The organism is Isoptericola sediminis (assembly GCF_013085345.1).
In the GTDB taxonomy this organism is placed as follows: Bacteria; Actinomycetota; Actinomycetes; order Actinomycetales; family Cellulomonadaceae; genus Isoptericola; species Isoptericola sediminis.
This window is the reverse complement of the sequence record NZ_JABFAJ010000019.1, coordinates 92,241-106,749: the sequence shown is the minus strand read 5'-3', so window position 1 is coordinate 106,749 and position 14,509 is coordinate 92,241. Positions and strand designations below refer to the sequence as shown.

Here is a 14,509-nt window from a genome sequence, read left to right as displayed (position 1 = left end):
CCGGCTCGGCGGCGGCGGCGAAGAGGTCGACGGACTCCGACTCGGGGACCGGCAAGCTCACGACTCGGAGTCGGAGTTGCCGTCGTCGCCGTCCTGCGGGTCACGCAGGCCGTCGTAGATCTCCTTGCAGATCGGGCACACCGGGAACTTCGCGGGGTCGCGGCCCGGCACCCAGACCTTGCCGCAGAGCGCGATCACGGGCTTGCCGGACATCGCCGACTGCATGATCTTCTCCTTGCGCACGTAGTGCGCAAACCGCTCGTGGTCACCCGGCTCCGCCGACTGCTCCCGCGTGTCGGGGCGCTCGAGCACGCTCGTCCCCGACCCGGTGTCCTGCGAGGGGTCGGCCGGCGGGGTGGAGAGGGGCTCGCTCATGCGCCCCATCCTACGTGCCGGACATCGTGGGTCGAGGCGAACCGGCACCTCCACCGAGGCGTCCCGGACGGGTCACGAGTCAGGTCCGCACGCGCCGGGTCAGGGCACGTTCCGCCGAATCAGGGCGCTGCTGCGCGAGTCAGGACGGTCCTCCGCGAGTCAGGGCGGGCGGGACGAGGAGGTGCGCCCGCCGACGGTTCGGCCCGGGCGCACCGGGGCGCAGCGCGCGGAACGTCACACCGTGACGTGCTCCGCACTGCCGACCCCTGACCCGCGGCAAAGAGTCCTGACCCGCGACCGAGCATCCTGACCCGCGACCGGTCGCCCTGACCCGCGACCGATGGCCCTGACTCGCGGCGGAGCGTCCTGACTCGCGGCGGAGCGTCCTGACCCGCGACCAGGCATCCTGGCCCGCGGGTCAGAGGCCCTGCCAGGCCGGCTTGGAGTCGTACGTCTGCCGGTAGTAGCTCGCGAGCTGGAGCCGCGAGGCCGCGGCCTCGTCGACGAGCACCGTGGCGTGCGGATGGAACTGCATCACCGTCGCCGGCCACAGCGCCGAGACCGGCCCCTCGACCAGCTGGTGCACGGCCTCGGCCTTGTGCCGGCCCGTGGCCAGCAGCACCAGGTGCCGGGCCTCCATGATCGTGCCCAGCCCCTGGGTCAGGCAGTGGGTGGGCACCTGCTCGACGTCCCCGTCGAAGAACCGCGCGTTGTCCACCCGCGTCTGGGTCGTCAGCGTCTTGATCCGCGTCCGCGAGGCCAGCGACGACCCCGGCTCGTTGAAGGCGATGTGCCCGTCCGTCCCGATCCCGAGCAGCTGCAGGTCCACTCCCCCGGCGTCAGCGATCGCCCGCTCGTACGCCGCGCACGCGGCCGAGAGGTCCGACGCGAGCCCGTCCGGTCCCTGCACCTGGTCCGCCGGCCAGTCCACCCGCTCGGCGATGTCGGCGGCGATGACGTTGCGGTACCGCTCCGGGTGGTCGGCGGCCAGCCCCACGTACTCGTCGAGCATGAAGCCGCGGGCCTGGGCGAACGACAGCCCGCTCTCGGTGTGGCGTCGCGCCAGCTCGTCGTACACCTGCGAGGGGCTGGACCCCGTGGCCAGCCCGAGCACCGCCTGCGGCCTGCGCCGCAGCAACGCCTCGATCGCCTCGGCGGCCAGCACCGCCAGCTCCTGGGCGGGAGCGATCACGACCTCCATCGAGGTCTCCTTCCTGCGTCGGTCATGCGCCGTCGTCGGCCGTGCCGTCGAGCAGCGGGGTGATGAGCGCGTCGTACTCCCGGGCGACCGCGGCGACGTCGCCGCCGCGCGCGATCTCCTCGAACAGGTCCTCGTAGAGACCTCGGGACTCGATCTCCGCCCAGCCGGGCGCCGCCGGGGTGAGCCGTGAGGCCTCCGCCGTCGCCACCAGTGTGCGACCGAAGACGTCGTCGGTCATCAGGTCGGTGAACCGGGTGTCGGCGGGGCCCAGCCCGGACTCGGCGAGCATCGTCTGGTACGCGTCCGAGTAGACGACGCGCAGCAGGTCCTCGGAGAGCGCGGCGTTGCGGGTCAGCGACGAGATCGCCAGGTTCGAGCCGCCGGCGAACACCGGCGCGACCCCGCCGTCGACGCCCGGCAGCGCGAACACCCCCCACGTGTCCTCGTCGGCCATGCCGTCGCGGACCTCGACGCCCTGGTCGTCCCGGACCAGGTCCCCCATCTCCCAGCGGGCCCACGAGGGGGCCATCATCGCGGCCGCCGCCGGGACGCCGGACTCGACGCCGTCGTTGAGGTACTCCCAGTAGCCGGTGTCGACCTCGGTCGTGGGCAGGAACGAGGCGTGCCGGTAGACGTCCTGCCAGGCCTCGAGCCCGGCCACCGTGTCCGGGTCGGACAGCGTCGAGACCCACGAGCCGTCCCGTTCGACGGCCAGGTCGCCGCCGTGGGCGAACACCCAGGAGATCCCGTTGCGCCAGTCCTGGCCGCCCAGGGCGAACCCGGCACGACTGCCCGTGGTGAGCGTCGTGACGGCGTCGCCGAACTCGCCCAGCGTCTCGGGCACCTCGACCCCGGCGCGGCGCCACACGTCCTTGCGGTAGAAGACGTGGCGGGAGCCGAAGTAGTACGGCAGGGCGTACACGGTGCCCGCGACCGACCCCGCCTCGACGAAGGACGGCAGCAGGTCGTCCCCGCCGAGATCGGCGTACAGCGCCGGCGAGATCTCGCGGAACGCGCCCGCATGGGTGAACGTGGGGGCCTGCGTGTTACCGAGCTCGACGACGTCGGGGGTGGCGGAGGGATCGCCCAGGGCCCGGTGGAGGTCGTCGACGAGGGTGGGCCACTGCTTCTCCTCGATGGTCAGCGTCGCGCCGGGGTTCCGTCGCTCGAAGGTGGTCACGAGGTGGTCGCGCAGCTCGTCGCCGGTGTCGGCACCCACGAGCCACAGGACGATGTCGTCCGAGACCTCCGGCTCGGCCTCGCCCGCCCCGCACCCGGCGGTCAGCGTGGCGAGCACGACGGCGGTCGTCGCGGCCAGGGCGCGGCGGAGTCGCACGGTCGACGGTTCCTCTCGGTCGTGCCCGCGTCGGTGGTGTGCCGGACGGGCGGGGGTGTCGGTGGGCCGGTCGGGACGCGCCTCAGCGCAGGTCGGGCACCCGGGCGGCGTGCCCGCGCCCGACGACGGCGGCACCGACCGCTCCCACCGGGACCCGGCCGGGGGCCAGGCGGACGCGGCCGGGCAGGTCCAGGCTGCGCAGGAACCCGGAGGCTGCGGACTCGTCCTCGAGGGCCTCCTGCACGGCCTCGAGCAGCGGTTGCCCGAGCTGGGAGACGCCGCCGCCCAGGACGACGTAGCGCACGTCGACGCTGAGGACGAGGAGGCGGACGGCGGCCGCGACGGCGCTCGCGTACCGGTCGCGCACGGCGACGGCCCGCGGGTCCCCGGCCTCGGCCGCCTCGAACAGCTCGACCGGGGCGGGCCGGCCCGACGTCGTCGGCCAGACGGCGCTGATCGCCGAGCCCGAGGCGTAGAGCTCGAGACAGCCGCGCTGGCCGCACGCGCACGGCGGACCGGCGGGGTCGACGGGGACGTGACCGATCTCGCCGGCCGCCCCGTGGCTGCCGCGTCGGAGCCTGCCGTCCAGCACGACCCCGGCGGCCAGACCGGTGCCGAGGGCCAGGAAGGCCAGGTCGACCGGACCGGAGGCCGGGTCGGCGACCTCGAGGAGGTGGGCGGCCCCGACGGCGGCGACGTTCAGGTCGTTCTCGACGCCGACGCCGATCCCGCCGAGCCGCGCGGAGAGCAGCGTCGCGAGCTCGAGGGCCTCCCCGTCCAGGCCGAGGTTGACCGCGTGGCGCACGCTGCCGTCCACGGCGTCCACCAGACCGGGGATGCCGACGCCCACCCCGGTGACGTCCTCGACCGGGACGTCCGCCGCGCGGGTGACACCCTCGACGGCGCGCACGGCGCCGTCGAGGACGCCGCGGGGCCCGGGGGCCGTCGGGAGGCGCGTCTGCGCCGCGACGGTGCCGTCGGGGGCGAGCAGGACGGCGAGCGTCTTGGTGCCGCCGATGTCCAGGCCCACGCTGGGTCCGGGCGACGCCGGAGGCGTCGCCGTGCCGTTCTCGTCCACGTCAGCCCTTCACCGCCCCGGAGACCAGACCCGAGGTCATCCGCCCCTGCACGAACAGGAAGAAGACGATCACCGGCACGGCGATGAGCGTGGAGGCCGCCATGACCTCCGCCCAGTTGATGCCCCGGTTGGCCGACGCCGACAGGAAGCTGCGCAGCCAGATCGGCAGCGTCTGCGCCGACTCGGCGGGCAGGATCACCAGCGCGGTCGTGAACTCGTTCCACGCCTGCAGGAACGCGTACACCCCGGAGGCGACGAGCCCGGGGGCCAGCAGCGGGAACGTGATCCGCAGGAAGGCGCGCGGCCGTGAGAGCCCGTCGACCATCGCGGCCTCCTCCAGCTCGATCGGGACGCCCGCGACGAACCCGCGCAGCATCCAGACGGTGAAGGGCACGAGCATGGCCACGTACAGCACCGAGATGCCGATGACCTGGTTGAGCAGACCGAGGCTGGACATCATCTGGTACTGGGCGATGAACAGACCCTCGGCCGGCAGCATCTGGATGAACAGCACCGCGAGGATGAAGCTCGTCCGGCCCCGGAACCGCCACCGGCTGATGGCCAGGGCGGCGAGGAACGCGAAGGCCAGCACCAGCGTGATCGTCAGGAACGTCACCATGACGCTCATGCCGAGGGCGTTGAGGAACCCGGAGTCGGTGAGCACCGATCGGAGGTTGGTCAGCGTGAAGCTGACGGGCAGGAGCTGCGGGGTGTCGGCACCGAGGATCGCGTCCGGGGTGACCGCCGAGTTCATCATCCAGTAGACGGGGAAGACCCACACCAGGGCCATCAGCAGGCCGAGGGCGCTCAGCAGGATCTTGCCCGGCCGGATCCGACGACGGCGCACGGGACGTCGCTCCCCGGTACGTGCCGCGGGGGCTGCGGTGTCCGCAAGGACGGCGCTCATGCCGCGTCCTCCTTCATGAGATAGCGCACGTACGGGCCTGACAGGACCATCGTGAGCACCAGGACGAAGAGCGAGACGGCGGCGGCGCCGGCGAAGTCCTGGCTGCCCACCCCGAGCTCGTAGATGTAGTTGCCGAGCAGGTTCGTCTCGGAGATCGGGGCGCCGGCGTCCTGCAGGAGCCGGATCTGGGCGAAGACCCGCAGGTCCCAGATGATCTGCAGCAGCAGCACGATCGCGATGACCGGCCGCACGAGCGGCATGATGATCCGCCACAGGATCTGCCGCGAGCCCGCACCGTCGATGCGGGCGGCCTCGAGCACCTCCTCGGAGACCTGGGTGAGCCCGGCGTAGATGGACAGGGCCACGAACGGCACCGACATCCAGATGACGACCAGCGATGCCACCAGGAAGAACGTCCAGACGTTGCCGAGCCAGTTGTACCCGTCGAGGTTCTCCCGGCCGAGCTGGACGAACATCCAGTTCACGACGCCGTTGCGGTCGTCGAAGAGCCAGCGGAACACGGTCACGGCGGCGACCAGCGGGGTGGCCCAGGCCAGCAGCAGGGTGATCTGCATCGACATGCGCACCCAGCCGGGCACCGCCCGCATCAGCACCGCGAGGCCGAGGCCGAGACCGACGGTCACCAGGGCGTTGACGAGGCAGAACGCGATGGACTTCGCCACCACGGACCAGACCTCGGGGTCGGTGAAGATCCGCGTGTAGTTGTCCAGGCCGATGAACTCCGGCGGGGCACCGAACTGCTGCATGAGCCCGAACTCCTGCAGCGAGGTGATGATCTGCCAGTAGACGGGGTAGCCGAGGCCGACCAGGAGGGCGGCGACCGCGGGGATCAGCAGGAGATAGGGGGTGGCCGGCGTGCGCCGACGGCGGATCGCGATGCCGTCCGATCCGGCGGTCCTGCCAGTGGTCAGGGTCATGCGGTCCTCCTTCCCGGTCATGGGACGAGCGGGGTGGCGGCCTGGTCGTGCGGCGCCACCCCGCCCGTCAGGGTGTTGCGTGCGGTGACGAGCCGGTCGTCAGCCCGCCTGGCCGTTGAGCATCGGCGTGATCGTCTCGTCGTACTCGGCGGCGAGCTCGGCCACGTCACCGCCCTCGGCGATCTTCTGGAAGAGCTCCTCGTAGACCGAGGCACCCTCCACGGCGGCCCAGCCCGGGGCGGCCGGCGTCAGCTTCGAGTTCTCGGCGGTCTCGACGGTGACCTCACCGAACTTGTCGGTCTCCATCACCGAGGTGAACTCCGTGTTGGCCGGCCCCAGGCCGTTCTCGGCGAGCATCGTCTGGTACTCGTCCGAGTAGATGACCCGCAGGAGGTTCTCGGCCAGCTCGGGGTGCTGCGACTGGGCCGAGACCGCCATGTTCGAGCCACCGGCGAAGACGGGGGCCACGCCGCCGTCGACGCCCGGCAGGGCGAAGATGTCGAACTTGTCAGCGTCCGCCATACCGTCGCGGACCTCCTCGCCCTCGTCGTTCTCGGTGAGGTCACCGATCGACCAGCGGGCCCAGCCCGGCGCCATGATGGTCGCCGCGTCCGGGGCGCCGCCCTCGGCGGTGTCGTTGAGGAAGTCCCAGTAGGCCACGTCACGGTCGGTGGCGGGCAGGTTCGAGGCGCCCTGGTAGACGTCCTGCCACTGCTCGAGACCGGCGATCGTGTTCTCGTCGGAGAGGGTGGAGACCCACTCGTCGCCCTCCTTGACGGCGAGCTCGCCGTCGTGGGCGAAGATCCACGAGATGCCGTTGCGCCAGTCCTGGCCGCCGAGGGCGAAGCCGGACATGTCGTCGGTGCGCAGCTCCTTGACGGCCTCGCCGAACTCGTCGAGCGTCGTCGGGACCTCGAGGCCGGCGTCCGACCAGATGTCCGCGCGGTAGAACATGTAGCGCGAGCCGAAGTAGTAGGGCAGCGCGTAGACGGTGCCGTCGACCGAGCCCGCCTCGACGAAGGACGGCAGCAGGTCGTCCCCGCCCAGCTCCTCGTAGAGCTCCGGCGAGATCTCGCGGAACGCGCCGGCGTTGGTGAAGGTCGGGGCCTGCGTGTTGCCGAGCTCGACGACGTCCGGGGTGTTCTCGGCGTCAGGCAGCGCGGTCGTGAGCTTGGTGACCAGGTCGCCCCAGTCCTGCTCCTCGATGGTGAGCGTCGAGCCCTCGTTCTCGGCCTCGAAGGTCTCGACGAGGTACTCGCGCAGCTCGTCGGGGGTGTCGCCACCGGCCACCCACATCGTGAGGTCGGCGGCCTCCGGTTCGCCGGCAGCCTCGGACTCCGTGCCCTCCGAGCCGGTGTCGGTGGTGTCGCTGCTGCAGGCCGTCAGCGCCAGGGTCAGGGTGATCGTCGAGGCCGCGGCGGCGGCGACGAGTCGGGTTCTCTTCACGGGATGGTTCCTTCCACGGTGTTGCGGGGACGGCTCTGTTCGCGCCGCCGATGGATGAGGTTCGGAGGGACGGGTCACGAGACGCCGAGCTGGGCGCCCAGGACGAGGACGGCCGCCCCGGCCAGGACGACGTCGTCGTCCAGGGCGGCCATGCGCAGGTCCAGTCCGGCCGACGTGGCCGGCATGGTCCGCGCGGTGATGGTCTCGAGCGCCGCGGTCCGGAGCGGTTCCGCGAGCAGCTCGGGCGGGCCGGCGAGGATGACCTCGCCGAGGTTCAACGCACCGACGACGGGTGCGAGGGTCTTGCCGAGGGTGCGGCCGACGTCGGCCAGCACGGCCTCCGCCTCGTGCGCGTCGAGCCCGTCGGTCGCGCGCCGGAGCGCCGGGGCGGACAGGACCGTCTCGAGGCAGCCGCGCCGCCCGCAGGCGCACGGCTGACCGCCCTCCTCGACGACGGTGACGTGCCCGAGCTCGCCGGCGGCGTCACCGGCACCGTGCACGCGGGCCCCGTCGACCATGACGCCGGCGCCGACACCCTTGCCGACGGTCAGCACGATCATCGAGTCGCCGCCCCCGCCGTAGGTGTACTCGGCGAGCGCCGCGGAGTTGGCGTCGTTGGCCACGTGCACCGGGAGGCCGAGGCGGTCGGTGAGCAGAGCGGCCAGGGGCAGGTCGCTCCACTCGACGTTCGGCGCCTCGACGACGCGCCCGGTGTCGTCGACGACACCCGGCGAACCGACACCGATGCCGATGACGGGGCGGGTCGCGGACGCGACGAGGCGCCGGGCGAACCGGGCCAGCAGGTCGACCAGGTCCTGTCCCCGCCGGCCGTCGACCGGCAGGACCTGGCGGTCGACGGCCTCGCCGGTGAGGGTGAGGACGGCGCCGCGCAGGACGGTGTCGTCGGAGAGGTCGAGCCCGACGATCTGGTACGCGTCGGTCCGCATCCCCACGAGGATCGCCGGCTTGCCGACGCGGCGTCCGGGCTGCGTCCCGAGCTCCTCGACCAGGCCCTCGGCGAGCAGGACGCCGACGAGGTCGGAGACCGTGACCCGGGTCAGGCCCGTGGACCGGGAGAGGCCGGCCCGCGAGGTCGGCCCCTCGTGGAACAGGTGCTGGAGCACCAGCGACCGGTTGTGCGCCCGAGCGTGCTCGGGGAGCACCTTGGAGGTCGCTCGCAGACCGCCGCCCAGGCCCCGTCGGCTGGTGCGCGTCGTTGTCGTGGTCATGTTTGTTAGTAGAGCGTCCTTACAGATCGCCTGTCTATCGTACGGAGCCCTTCGTTATTTGATCGTTACCTGCGCCGAAGTCGTCCCGGACCGGATGTCACGGTCCTGGCACGGTCGCATCACGATCGGTGCGGAGGACCGGATCCTCGCTGGTCAGGGGCCTAGAGTCGGGGTCATGCCGACCCGCGCACTCGGTCGCCGAGCCACCGCCCTCACCATCGCTGCGATCCTCACGTTCGGGCTCGCTGCCTGCACGGGCTCCGACGAGAACGTCTCCGTCGGCGTGGACACCGCCACCGACGACGCGGCGGGCGCGTCCGCCGCCGACGCCGCGGCGGTCGCCGAGGAGTCCGTCGTCACCGAGGCGGACCGGACCGCCGCCGTCGACCGCGAGGTGGTGGTCACCGGGTGGATCGAGATGACCTCCCCCGACCCCTCCCGCACGACGGCCGAGCTGACCCGGATGGTCGAGGGGGCGGGCGGACGCGTCGACCAGCTCAGCGAGTCGCCCGACCTCGACGGCGAGCCGGGCCCCGCGTCGATGACCGTGCGGATCCCGGCGGCACGGACGACCAGCGCCGTCGAGGCGCTCTCGGAGCTCGCGACCGTCCAGCACGTGGAGGTCACGAAGGACGACGTCACGAGCCAGGGACAGAACCTGGACGCGCGGATCTCGGCCCTGACGACCTCCACGAAGCGCCTGGACGAGCTGCTGTCCCAGGCGACCTCGACCGAGGACCTGCTCGAGGTCGAGCGGGAGCTCGCGGCCCGCCAGGCGGAGCTGGACTCCCTGGTCGCCCAGCGCGAGGCGCTCAGCGACCAGGTCGCGATGTCGACGCTGCACATCCAGATCACCCCCCGGACGGCTCCGGTGACGGCGCCGGCGAGCGGGTTCGTCGACGGGCTGGAGACCGGGTGGAGCGCGCTCGTGGCCGCCGCGAAGACCGTCGTGCTCGTCCTCGGCGTGCTGCTGCCGTGGCTGCTGCCGATCGGTGCCGTCGGCCTGATCGTGTGGTTCCTGCGTCGGCGGCGGTCCTCCGCTCCCCCGTCCGGGCCGGGCCGGGGCGAGGACGACCCCCGGGGTCCGGGATCGCCCGCCCCGAGCACGGGCGCGCCGGACCGCGAACCCGAGCTGGTCGGCTGACCTCAGCCGGCCACCGGGCCGGCGGACCCGGGTGCGCCGGCAGGACGACGCCCGCCCCTCGAGCAGGTCACGTGCAGGTCTGGTGCACGGCCGAACGGTGTGCACGGCCGAGGGGCCCGGGACGTCATGCCCCGGGCCCCCTCGGCCCTGCGACCTCGGCCGCGCCGCCGTGCGACGGCGACCGGTCAGTCGGTCCTGGTCCCGGTGTCCGGCTCCCCGGACCCGGTCTCGATCTCGGTCTCGGACGGCGCTGCACCGTCGGTCGCGGAACGTTCGGTCGCCGCAGCGCTCCCGGTCGTCGCCCCGGACGACACCGCGGCCCCCTGCAGCGCGGCCGCACGTGCCGACGCTCCGCGTTGCCCCGCGCCGGCGCGCCCCATGAAGCGCCATCGGGCCATCAACCCGGCGAACTGGGCCTCGACGGCGGTATGGCGTTCGGTCCGCAGCGACTTGTAGAGGCTGAAGACCATCAGGAAGTTCAGGATGAAGATCGGGAGCCCGATCACCGTGATCACCTGTTGGAGCGCGGCGAGACCGTCCCGGCCGGTCACCCCGCCGAGGATGATCAGCGACGCGGCCAGCATGCCCTCGCTGACTCCCCAGAACACGCGCTGCCGGGTGGGACCCGAGTCGGCGGTGCCCACGCAGAGCATGTCGACCACCAGGGACGCGGAGTCCGACGACGTGGCGAAGAACAGGGCGACCACGATGACGGCGATCCCCGAGACCAGGGTGGCCGCCGGGTAGTTCTCGAAGAAGGTGAACATCGCCAGTGCCACGTTGTCCGCCACGGCCTCCGAGATCGCGCCTCCGCTGCCGCCGATCCCGTCGAGCTCCATCGCCGACCAGCCGAAGATGACGAACCACACCATGGTGAACACCGACGGGGCGATGAGCACGCCGCCGACGAACTGCCGGATGGTGCGGCCCTTGGAGATGCGCGCCAGGAACACGCCCATGAACGGTGCCCACGTGACGGTCCACGTCCAGTAGAAGACCGTCCAGCCGCCCTGCCAGCCCCAGCCTCCCTCGCTGGTGAACTGCGACATCGCGTCGTTCCAGAAGGCCAGCCCGATGAGGTCCTGGGCGTAGACGCCCACGCTCTCGGGGATCTGGCGCAGCAGGAACAGGGTGTCCCCGGCGATGAGGACGAAGATCATCAGGCCGACGGCCATGAGGATGTTGATGTTCGACAGGCGCTTCACGCCCTTGTCCAGCCCGGCCACGATGGAGCTCACGGCCGTGATGGTCAGCACGGTGATGACGACGACCTGCAGCAGCGTGCCGTTCTCGATGCTCGGGAAGAGCGCGTTGACCCCCGCCCCCACCTGGGAGGTACCGAGACCGAGGGAGACCGCCAGACCGAACAGGGTGCCGAGCACCGCGAAGATGTCGATCGTCTTGCCGATCGGTCCGTGGATGCGCTCCTTGAGGAAGGGGTAGAACACGGAGCTCACGCGCAGCGGCAGCTTGTACCGGTAGACGAAGTAGCCGAAGGCCAGGCCCGGCAACGTGAAGATCGCCCAGGTGTGCAGGCTGAGGTGGTACAGCGAGATCGACATCGCGTCGCTCGCCGCCTCGGCGGAGTACGGGGCCACGTCGTCGAACGGCGGCGTCGAGAAGTGCGAGATCGGTTCCGCCACGCCCCAGAACATCAGCACCGTGCCGATGCCGCCGGCGAAGAGCATCGCGAACCACGACAGGTTCGAGTACTCGGGCCGTGATTCGTTGTCACCCAGGCGCAGGTGACCGTACTTGCTCAGGGCCACGTAGGCGAGGAACACCAGCCAGAACGTCACGCCGATGATGAAGAACCAGCCCAGGTTGGTGACGATCCACTCCCGGCCGGCTCCGAAGGCGTCACCGATCTGCGTGGGGAACACCAGCAGCAGGAGCAGGAACAGCACCATCAGGCCGGCGGAGGTGAAGAAGATCGTGGGGTTCGTCTCCAGGCCCAGCCGCCGGGCGAGCCTGTCGAGTCGTGCTTCGGCCATGGCCGACCTCTTTTCGCACTCGGGCGGGTGGTCCCCGTCACGCCGGGATTCGTCCACCTTGGCGAAGGCGGACCACGCTGTCCACCGCTAGCGCGAATTCGTCGGACTCGTCGGGCCGGCCGTCTTCCCTGACCGACCGCGGCCCCCGGGCACGACGAAGGCCCGCCTGACGTGGTGTCAGGCGGGCCTTCGTCGTGACGAGTGGAGCTGCCGGGAATCGAACCCGGGTCCGGTAGCGCTTTTCCAGGGCTTCTCCGGGCGCAGTCTGCTGCGATTTTCTCGGCCCCCGCACTCACGCAGACAAGGTGCGGACGGGCCCAGTCATCTGGAAGTCCCCGCCGCCCCGATGACGAGGGCGACGAGCAGTGGCTCTCTAGATGACGTGAGCTACCGGGTCGAGAGCGCTCCCGGGCTCACGGACTTCGGAGCTCGCTCAGGCGGCGAGGGCGAAGTCGGTGCGCTTGTTATCGGCACCTATAGGTTTGCAGGCAAGCGTTAACGAGATGAGCACTGCATCCTCGGCCCGCTTCCCCTGGAAGCACGACCACCGTCGAAACCGATCAGCCCCTATGGATTTGTCAAGATCCGCACCGGCCGTGGCGGACCACCGCCGGTCTGTCCATCGTAGTGGATGAACGCCCCAGGTCGCACAGATATTTCCGCACCGGGGCAGCGCCGCCGCGAGCCGCGGCACGGTGCGCCGCAGCGCCGTCAGCCGAGCAGCTCCTGGCGTCGCATGGCGCGCTGGGCCTCCCGCAGGTCCTGCTTCTCGCGCAGGGCCTGGCGCTTGTCGAACTCCTTCTTGCCGTGGGCCAGCGCGATCTCGAGCTTGGCCCGCCCGTCCAGGAAGTACAGCCGCAGCGGGACGATCGTCTTGCCCTTCTCCCGGGACTTGACCCCGAGGCGGTCGATCTCGTCGCGGTGCAGCAGCAGCTTGCGTCGACGGCGCGGCGCGTGGTTGTTCCAGGTGCCCTGGAAGTACTCGGGGATGTGCGCGTGCTCGAGCCAGACCTCGTCGTGGTCGACGGTGACGTAGCTCTCGGCCAGCGACGCACGCCCCATGCGCAGTGCCTTGACCTCGGTCCCGGACAGGACGATCCCGGCCTCGAGCACGTCCTCGATCACGTAGTCGTGGCGGGCCTTCTTGTTGTTCGCCACGACCTGGCGCGGATCCGCCGACTGCTGCTTCTTCTTGGCGCCCTTGGACTTGTTGGACACGGTCTCCTCCTCCCTGGGTGACGCGACGCTCCAGGATACGCGGCCCCGGACCCGGGACCAGCGGATTTTCGCTCAGGGCGGTCACGCCGCTCCGCAGGTCAGTTCAGCCAGCCCCGCATCGGGTCGACCGTGCTGCCGTTGAGCCACACCTCGAAGTGCAGGTGGCACGCTCCGGAGGACCCGCTGCTCCCGGAGTACCCGATCACCTGGCCCTTGGAGACCTTCTGCCCGACGTAGACCACGTCGCGCGACAGGTGCAGGTACCGGCTCATGACGCTGTCCCCGCGGTGCCTGCCGTGGTTGATGAGCACGTTGTTGCCGGGGCTCGACCCGTAGTAGGCCTGCTCCACGTACCCGCTCTGGGCGGCGTAGATGGGGGTGCCGCAGTAGCTGCGGATGTCCGTGCCCGCGTGCAGCCGGGTGTAGCCGTACATCGGCAGGTAGCGCATGCCGTAGCTGCTGGTCACCACCCGGTAGTTCGTCGGCCAGCCCAGGAACGGACCCGAGGGGGTCGACGAGCCGCCGGAGCTGGACCCGCCTCCGCCACCCGAGCTCGAGCCACCGCCGGAGCCCGAGCCGGAGCCGCCTCCCCCGCCGCCCGAGCCGCCGCCGGAGCCGGAGCCTCCCCCGCCGCCCTGGCCCGACCCGCCACCGGAGTCCTGCTGGCCGCGCTCCGCCGCACGCTGCTCGGCGGCGCGCTGCTCGGCCTCTCGCTCGGCCTGCCGGCGTGCCTCGGCCTCCTGGCGTCGGCGCTCCTCGGCCTCGCGACGCTTGCGCTCCTCCTCGAGCCGACGGTCGCGCTCGGCCTGCTTGGCGATGATGTCCTTGATCTCGGACTGGAGCTGGTCGCGCTCGGCCTCGTTCTCCTCGAGCTCCGCGATCGTCTCGTCCCGCTGGTCCGCGATCGTGGCCTTGAGCCGCTTCTGCTCCTCGATGAGCCGCTCCACCTCGGCCTTGCGTTCCGCCGCCTGCTGCTCGGCCTCCTGCGCGACCACGACGTTCGCGTCCGCCTCGGCCTTGAGGACCGCGATCGTCTCCCGGATCGCGTCGAGCCGCGCCTGCTGGTTGCGGGCCACGGTCTCGGCCTCCTGCAGCTCGGTCACCGAGCGGGACCGGCTGCGCGCGGCCGACGCCGTCACGGACAGGTCGTCGAGGAACTCCTCCGTGGACTGCGCCCCCGTGACCAGCCCGATGGTGCTGGCGTCGTCCCCGCGGCGGTAGGCCTCGCGCGCCATCGCGGCGACGTCGTCCCGCGCCTCCTCGACCTTGCCCTCGCCGGCCTCGATCTCCTGGGCGACGGCCTTCTCCTCGTCCTCGGCGTCGGCCAGCCGGTCGGCGAGCACCGCCGCCTTGCGGCGGGCCTCGGCGAGGGCGGCCTGCGCCTCGGCGAGCTCGGCCTGCGCCACCGGCAGACGCCCCTCGACCTCGTTGAGGTCGAGCACCGCCTGGGCGAACTTGTCGTTGGTGTCCTCGAGCTCGTGCTGCAGGTCCTGGCGCTCCTCGCGCTTCTGGCGCTGCTGCTCCTCCGCGGCGGCACGCTGGTCGTCGAGCTCGTCGGCGACGACCGGTGCCGTCGGGCCGATCAGCAGCAGTGCGGCCAGCACCCCGGCGAGGGCGCGGCGCAGGCGGACGACGTCGGGCAC

General features: G+C 71.6%; 12 protein-coding genes and 1 other RNA gene. 1 reads left to right on the top strand and 12 read right to left on the bottom strand.

Going from position 1 to position 14,509, the window contains the following annotated elements:
* Positions 1 to 57 precede the first annotated feature (57 nt).
* The 8 genes from HLI28_RS10720 to HLI28_RS10685 form a co-directional block, all read right to left on the bottom strand.
* Positions 58 to 375, bottom strand: coding sequence for a DUF3039 domain-containing protein (locus HLI28_RS10720; RefSeq protein WP_171247513.1), 318 nt, complete (start codon positions 373 to 375; stop codon positions 58 to 60).
* Between the two features lie 418 nt (positions 376 to 793).
* The gene (gene nagB / locus HLI28_RS10715; RefSeq protein ID WP_171247512.1) at positions 794 to 1,576 is read right to left on the bottom strand and encodes a glucosamine-6-phosphate deaminase; all 783 of its coding nucleotides are present in this window, start codon (positions 1,574 to 1,576) and stop codon (positions 794 to 796) included.
* A 22-nt stretch (positions 1,577 to 1,598) separates the two neighbouring features.
* Positions 1,599 to 2,912 (bottom strand): extracellular solute-binding protein, encoded by a 1,314-nt coding sequence (locus tag HLI28_RS10710; protein ID WP_171247511.1) that lies wholly within the window; start codon positions 2,910 to 2,912, stop codon positions 1,599 to 1,601.
* A gap of 82 nt (positions 2,913 to 2,994) precedes the next feature.
* Entirely contained in the window at positions 2,995 to 3,990 is a 996-nt protein-coding gene (locus HLI28_RS10705) for an ROK family protein (RefSeq protein WP_343035793.1), read from the bottom strand.
* A gap of 1 nt (position 3,991) precedes the next feature.
* Complete coding sequence (locus tag HLI28_RS10700; protein ID WP_171247510.1) at positions 3,992 to 4,897, bottom strand: carbohydrate ABC transporter permease; 906 nt, start codon at positions 4,895 to 4,897, stop codon at positions 3,992 to 3,994.
* The gene (locus tag HLI28_RS10695) at positions 4,894 to 5,835 is read right to left on the bottom strand and encodes a carbohydrate ABC transporter permease (RefSeq protein WP_246246646.1); all 942 of its coding nucleotides are present in this window, start codon (positions 5,833 to 5,835) and stop codon (positions 4,894 to 4,896) included. Before HLI28_RS10695 ends, HLI28_RS10700 begins: the two co-directional genes overlap by 4 nt.
* Before the next feature lie 99 nt (positions 5,836 to 5,934).
* Positions 5,935 to 7,281: an extracellular solute-binding protein gene (locus tag HLI28_RS10690; protein ID WP_171247508.1), complete on the bottom strand. Its 1,347-nt coding sequence runs from the start codon at positions 7,279 to 7,281 to the stop codon at positions 5,935 to 5,937.
* Between the two features lie 74 nt (positions 7,282 to 7,355).
* Positions 7,356 to 8,510 carry an ROK family transcriptional regulator gene (locus tag HLI28_RS10685; RefSeq protein WP_171247507.1) on the bottom strand — a complete coding sequence of 385 codons (1,155 nt, stop codon included), beginning with the start codon at positions 8,508 to 8,510 and terminating at the stop codon, positions 7,356 to 7,358.
* A gap of 175 nt (positions 8,511 to 8,685) precedes the next feature.
* Between HLI28_RS10685 and HLI28_RS10680 the strand changes: the two genes are divergently transcribed.
* Positions 8,686 to 9,654: a DUF4349 domain-containing protein gene (locus HLI28_RS10680; RefSeq protein WP_171247506.1), complete on the top strand. Its 969-nt coding sequence runs from the start codon at positions 8,686 to 8,688 to the stop codon at positions 9,652 to 9,654.
* Positions 9,655 to 9,839: 185 nt separating this feature from the next.
* On the opposite strand, the gene HLI28_RS10675 is transcribed toward HLI28_RS10680, so the two are convergent.
* From HLI28_RS10675 to HLI28_RS10660, 4 genes are all read right to left on the bottom strand, one after another.
* Positions 9,840 to 11,648 (bottom strand): BCCT family transporter, encoded by a 1,809-nt coding sequence (locus tag HLI28_RS10675; protein ID WP_171247505.1) that lies wholly within the window; start codon positions 11,646 to 11,648, stop codon positions 9,840 to 9,842.
* Positions 11,649 to 11,847: 199 nt separating this feature from the next.
* Positions 11,848 to 12,216: a transfer-messenger RNA gene (ssrA, locus tag HLI28_RS10670) on the bottom strand.
* A gap of 143 nt (positions 12,217 to 12,359) precedes the next feature.
* Positions 12,360 to 12,866, bottom strand: coding sequence for an SsrA-binding protein SmpB (smpB, locus tag HLI28_RS10665; RefSeq protein WP_171247504.1), 507 nt, complete (start codon positions 12,864 to 12,866; stop codon positions 12,360 to 12,362).
* Between the two features lie 98 nt (positions 12,867 to 12,964).
* Positions 12,965 to 14,509 carry a peptidoglycan DD-metalloendopeptidase family protein gene (locus HLI28_RS10660; RefSeq protein WP_171247503.1) on the bottom strand — a complete coding sequence of 515 codons (1,545 nt, stop codon included), beginning with the start codon at positions 14,507 to 14,509 and terminating at the stop codon, positions 12,965 to 12,967.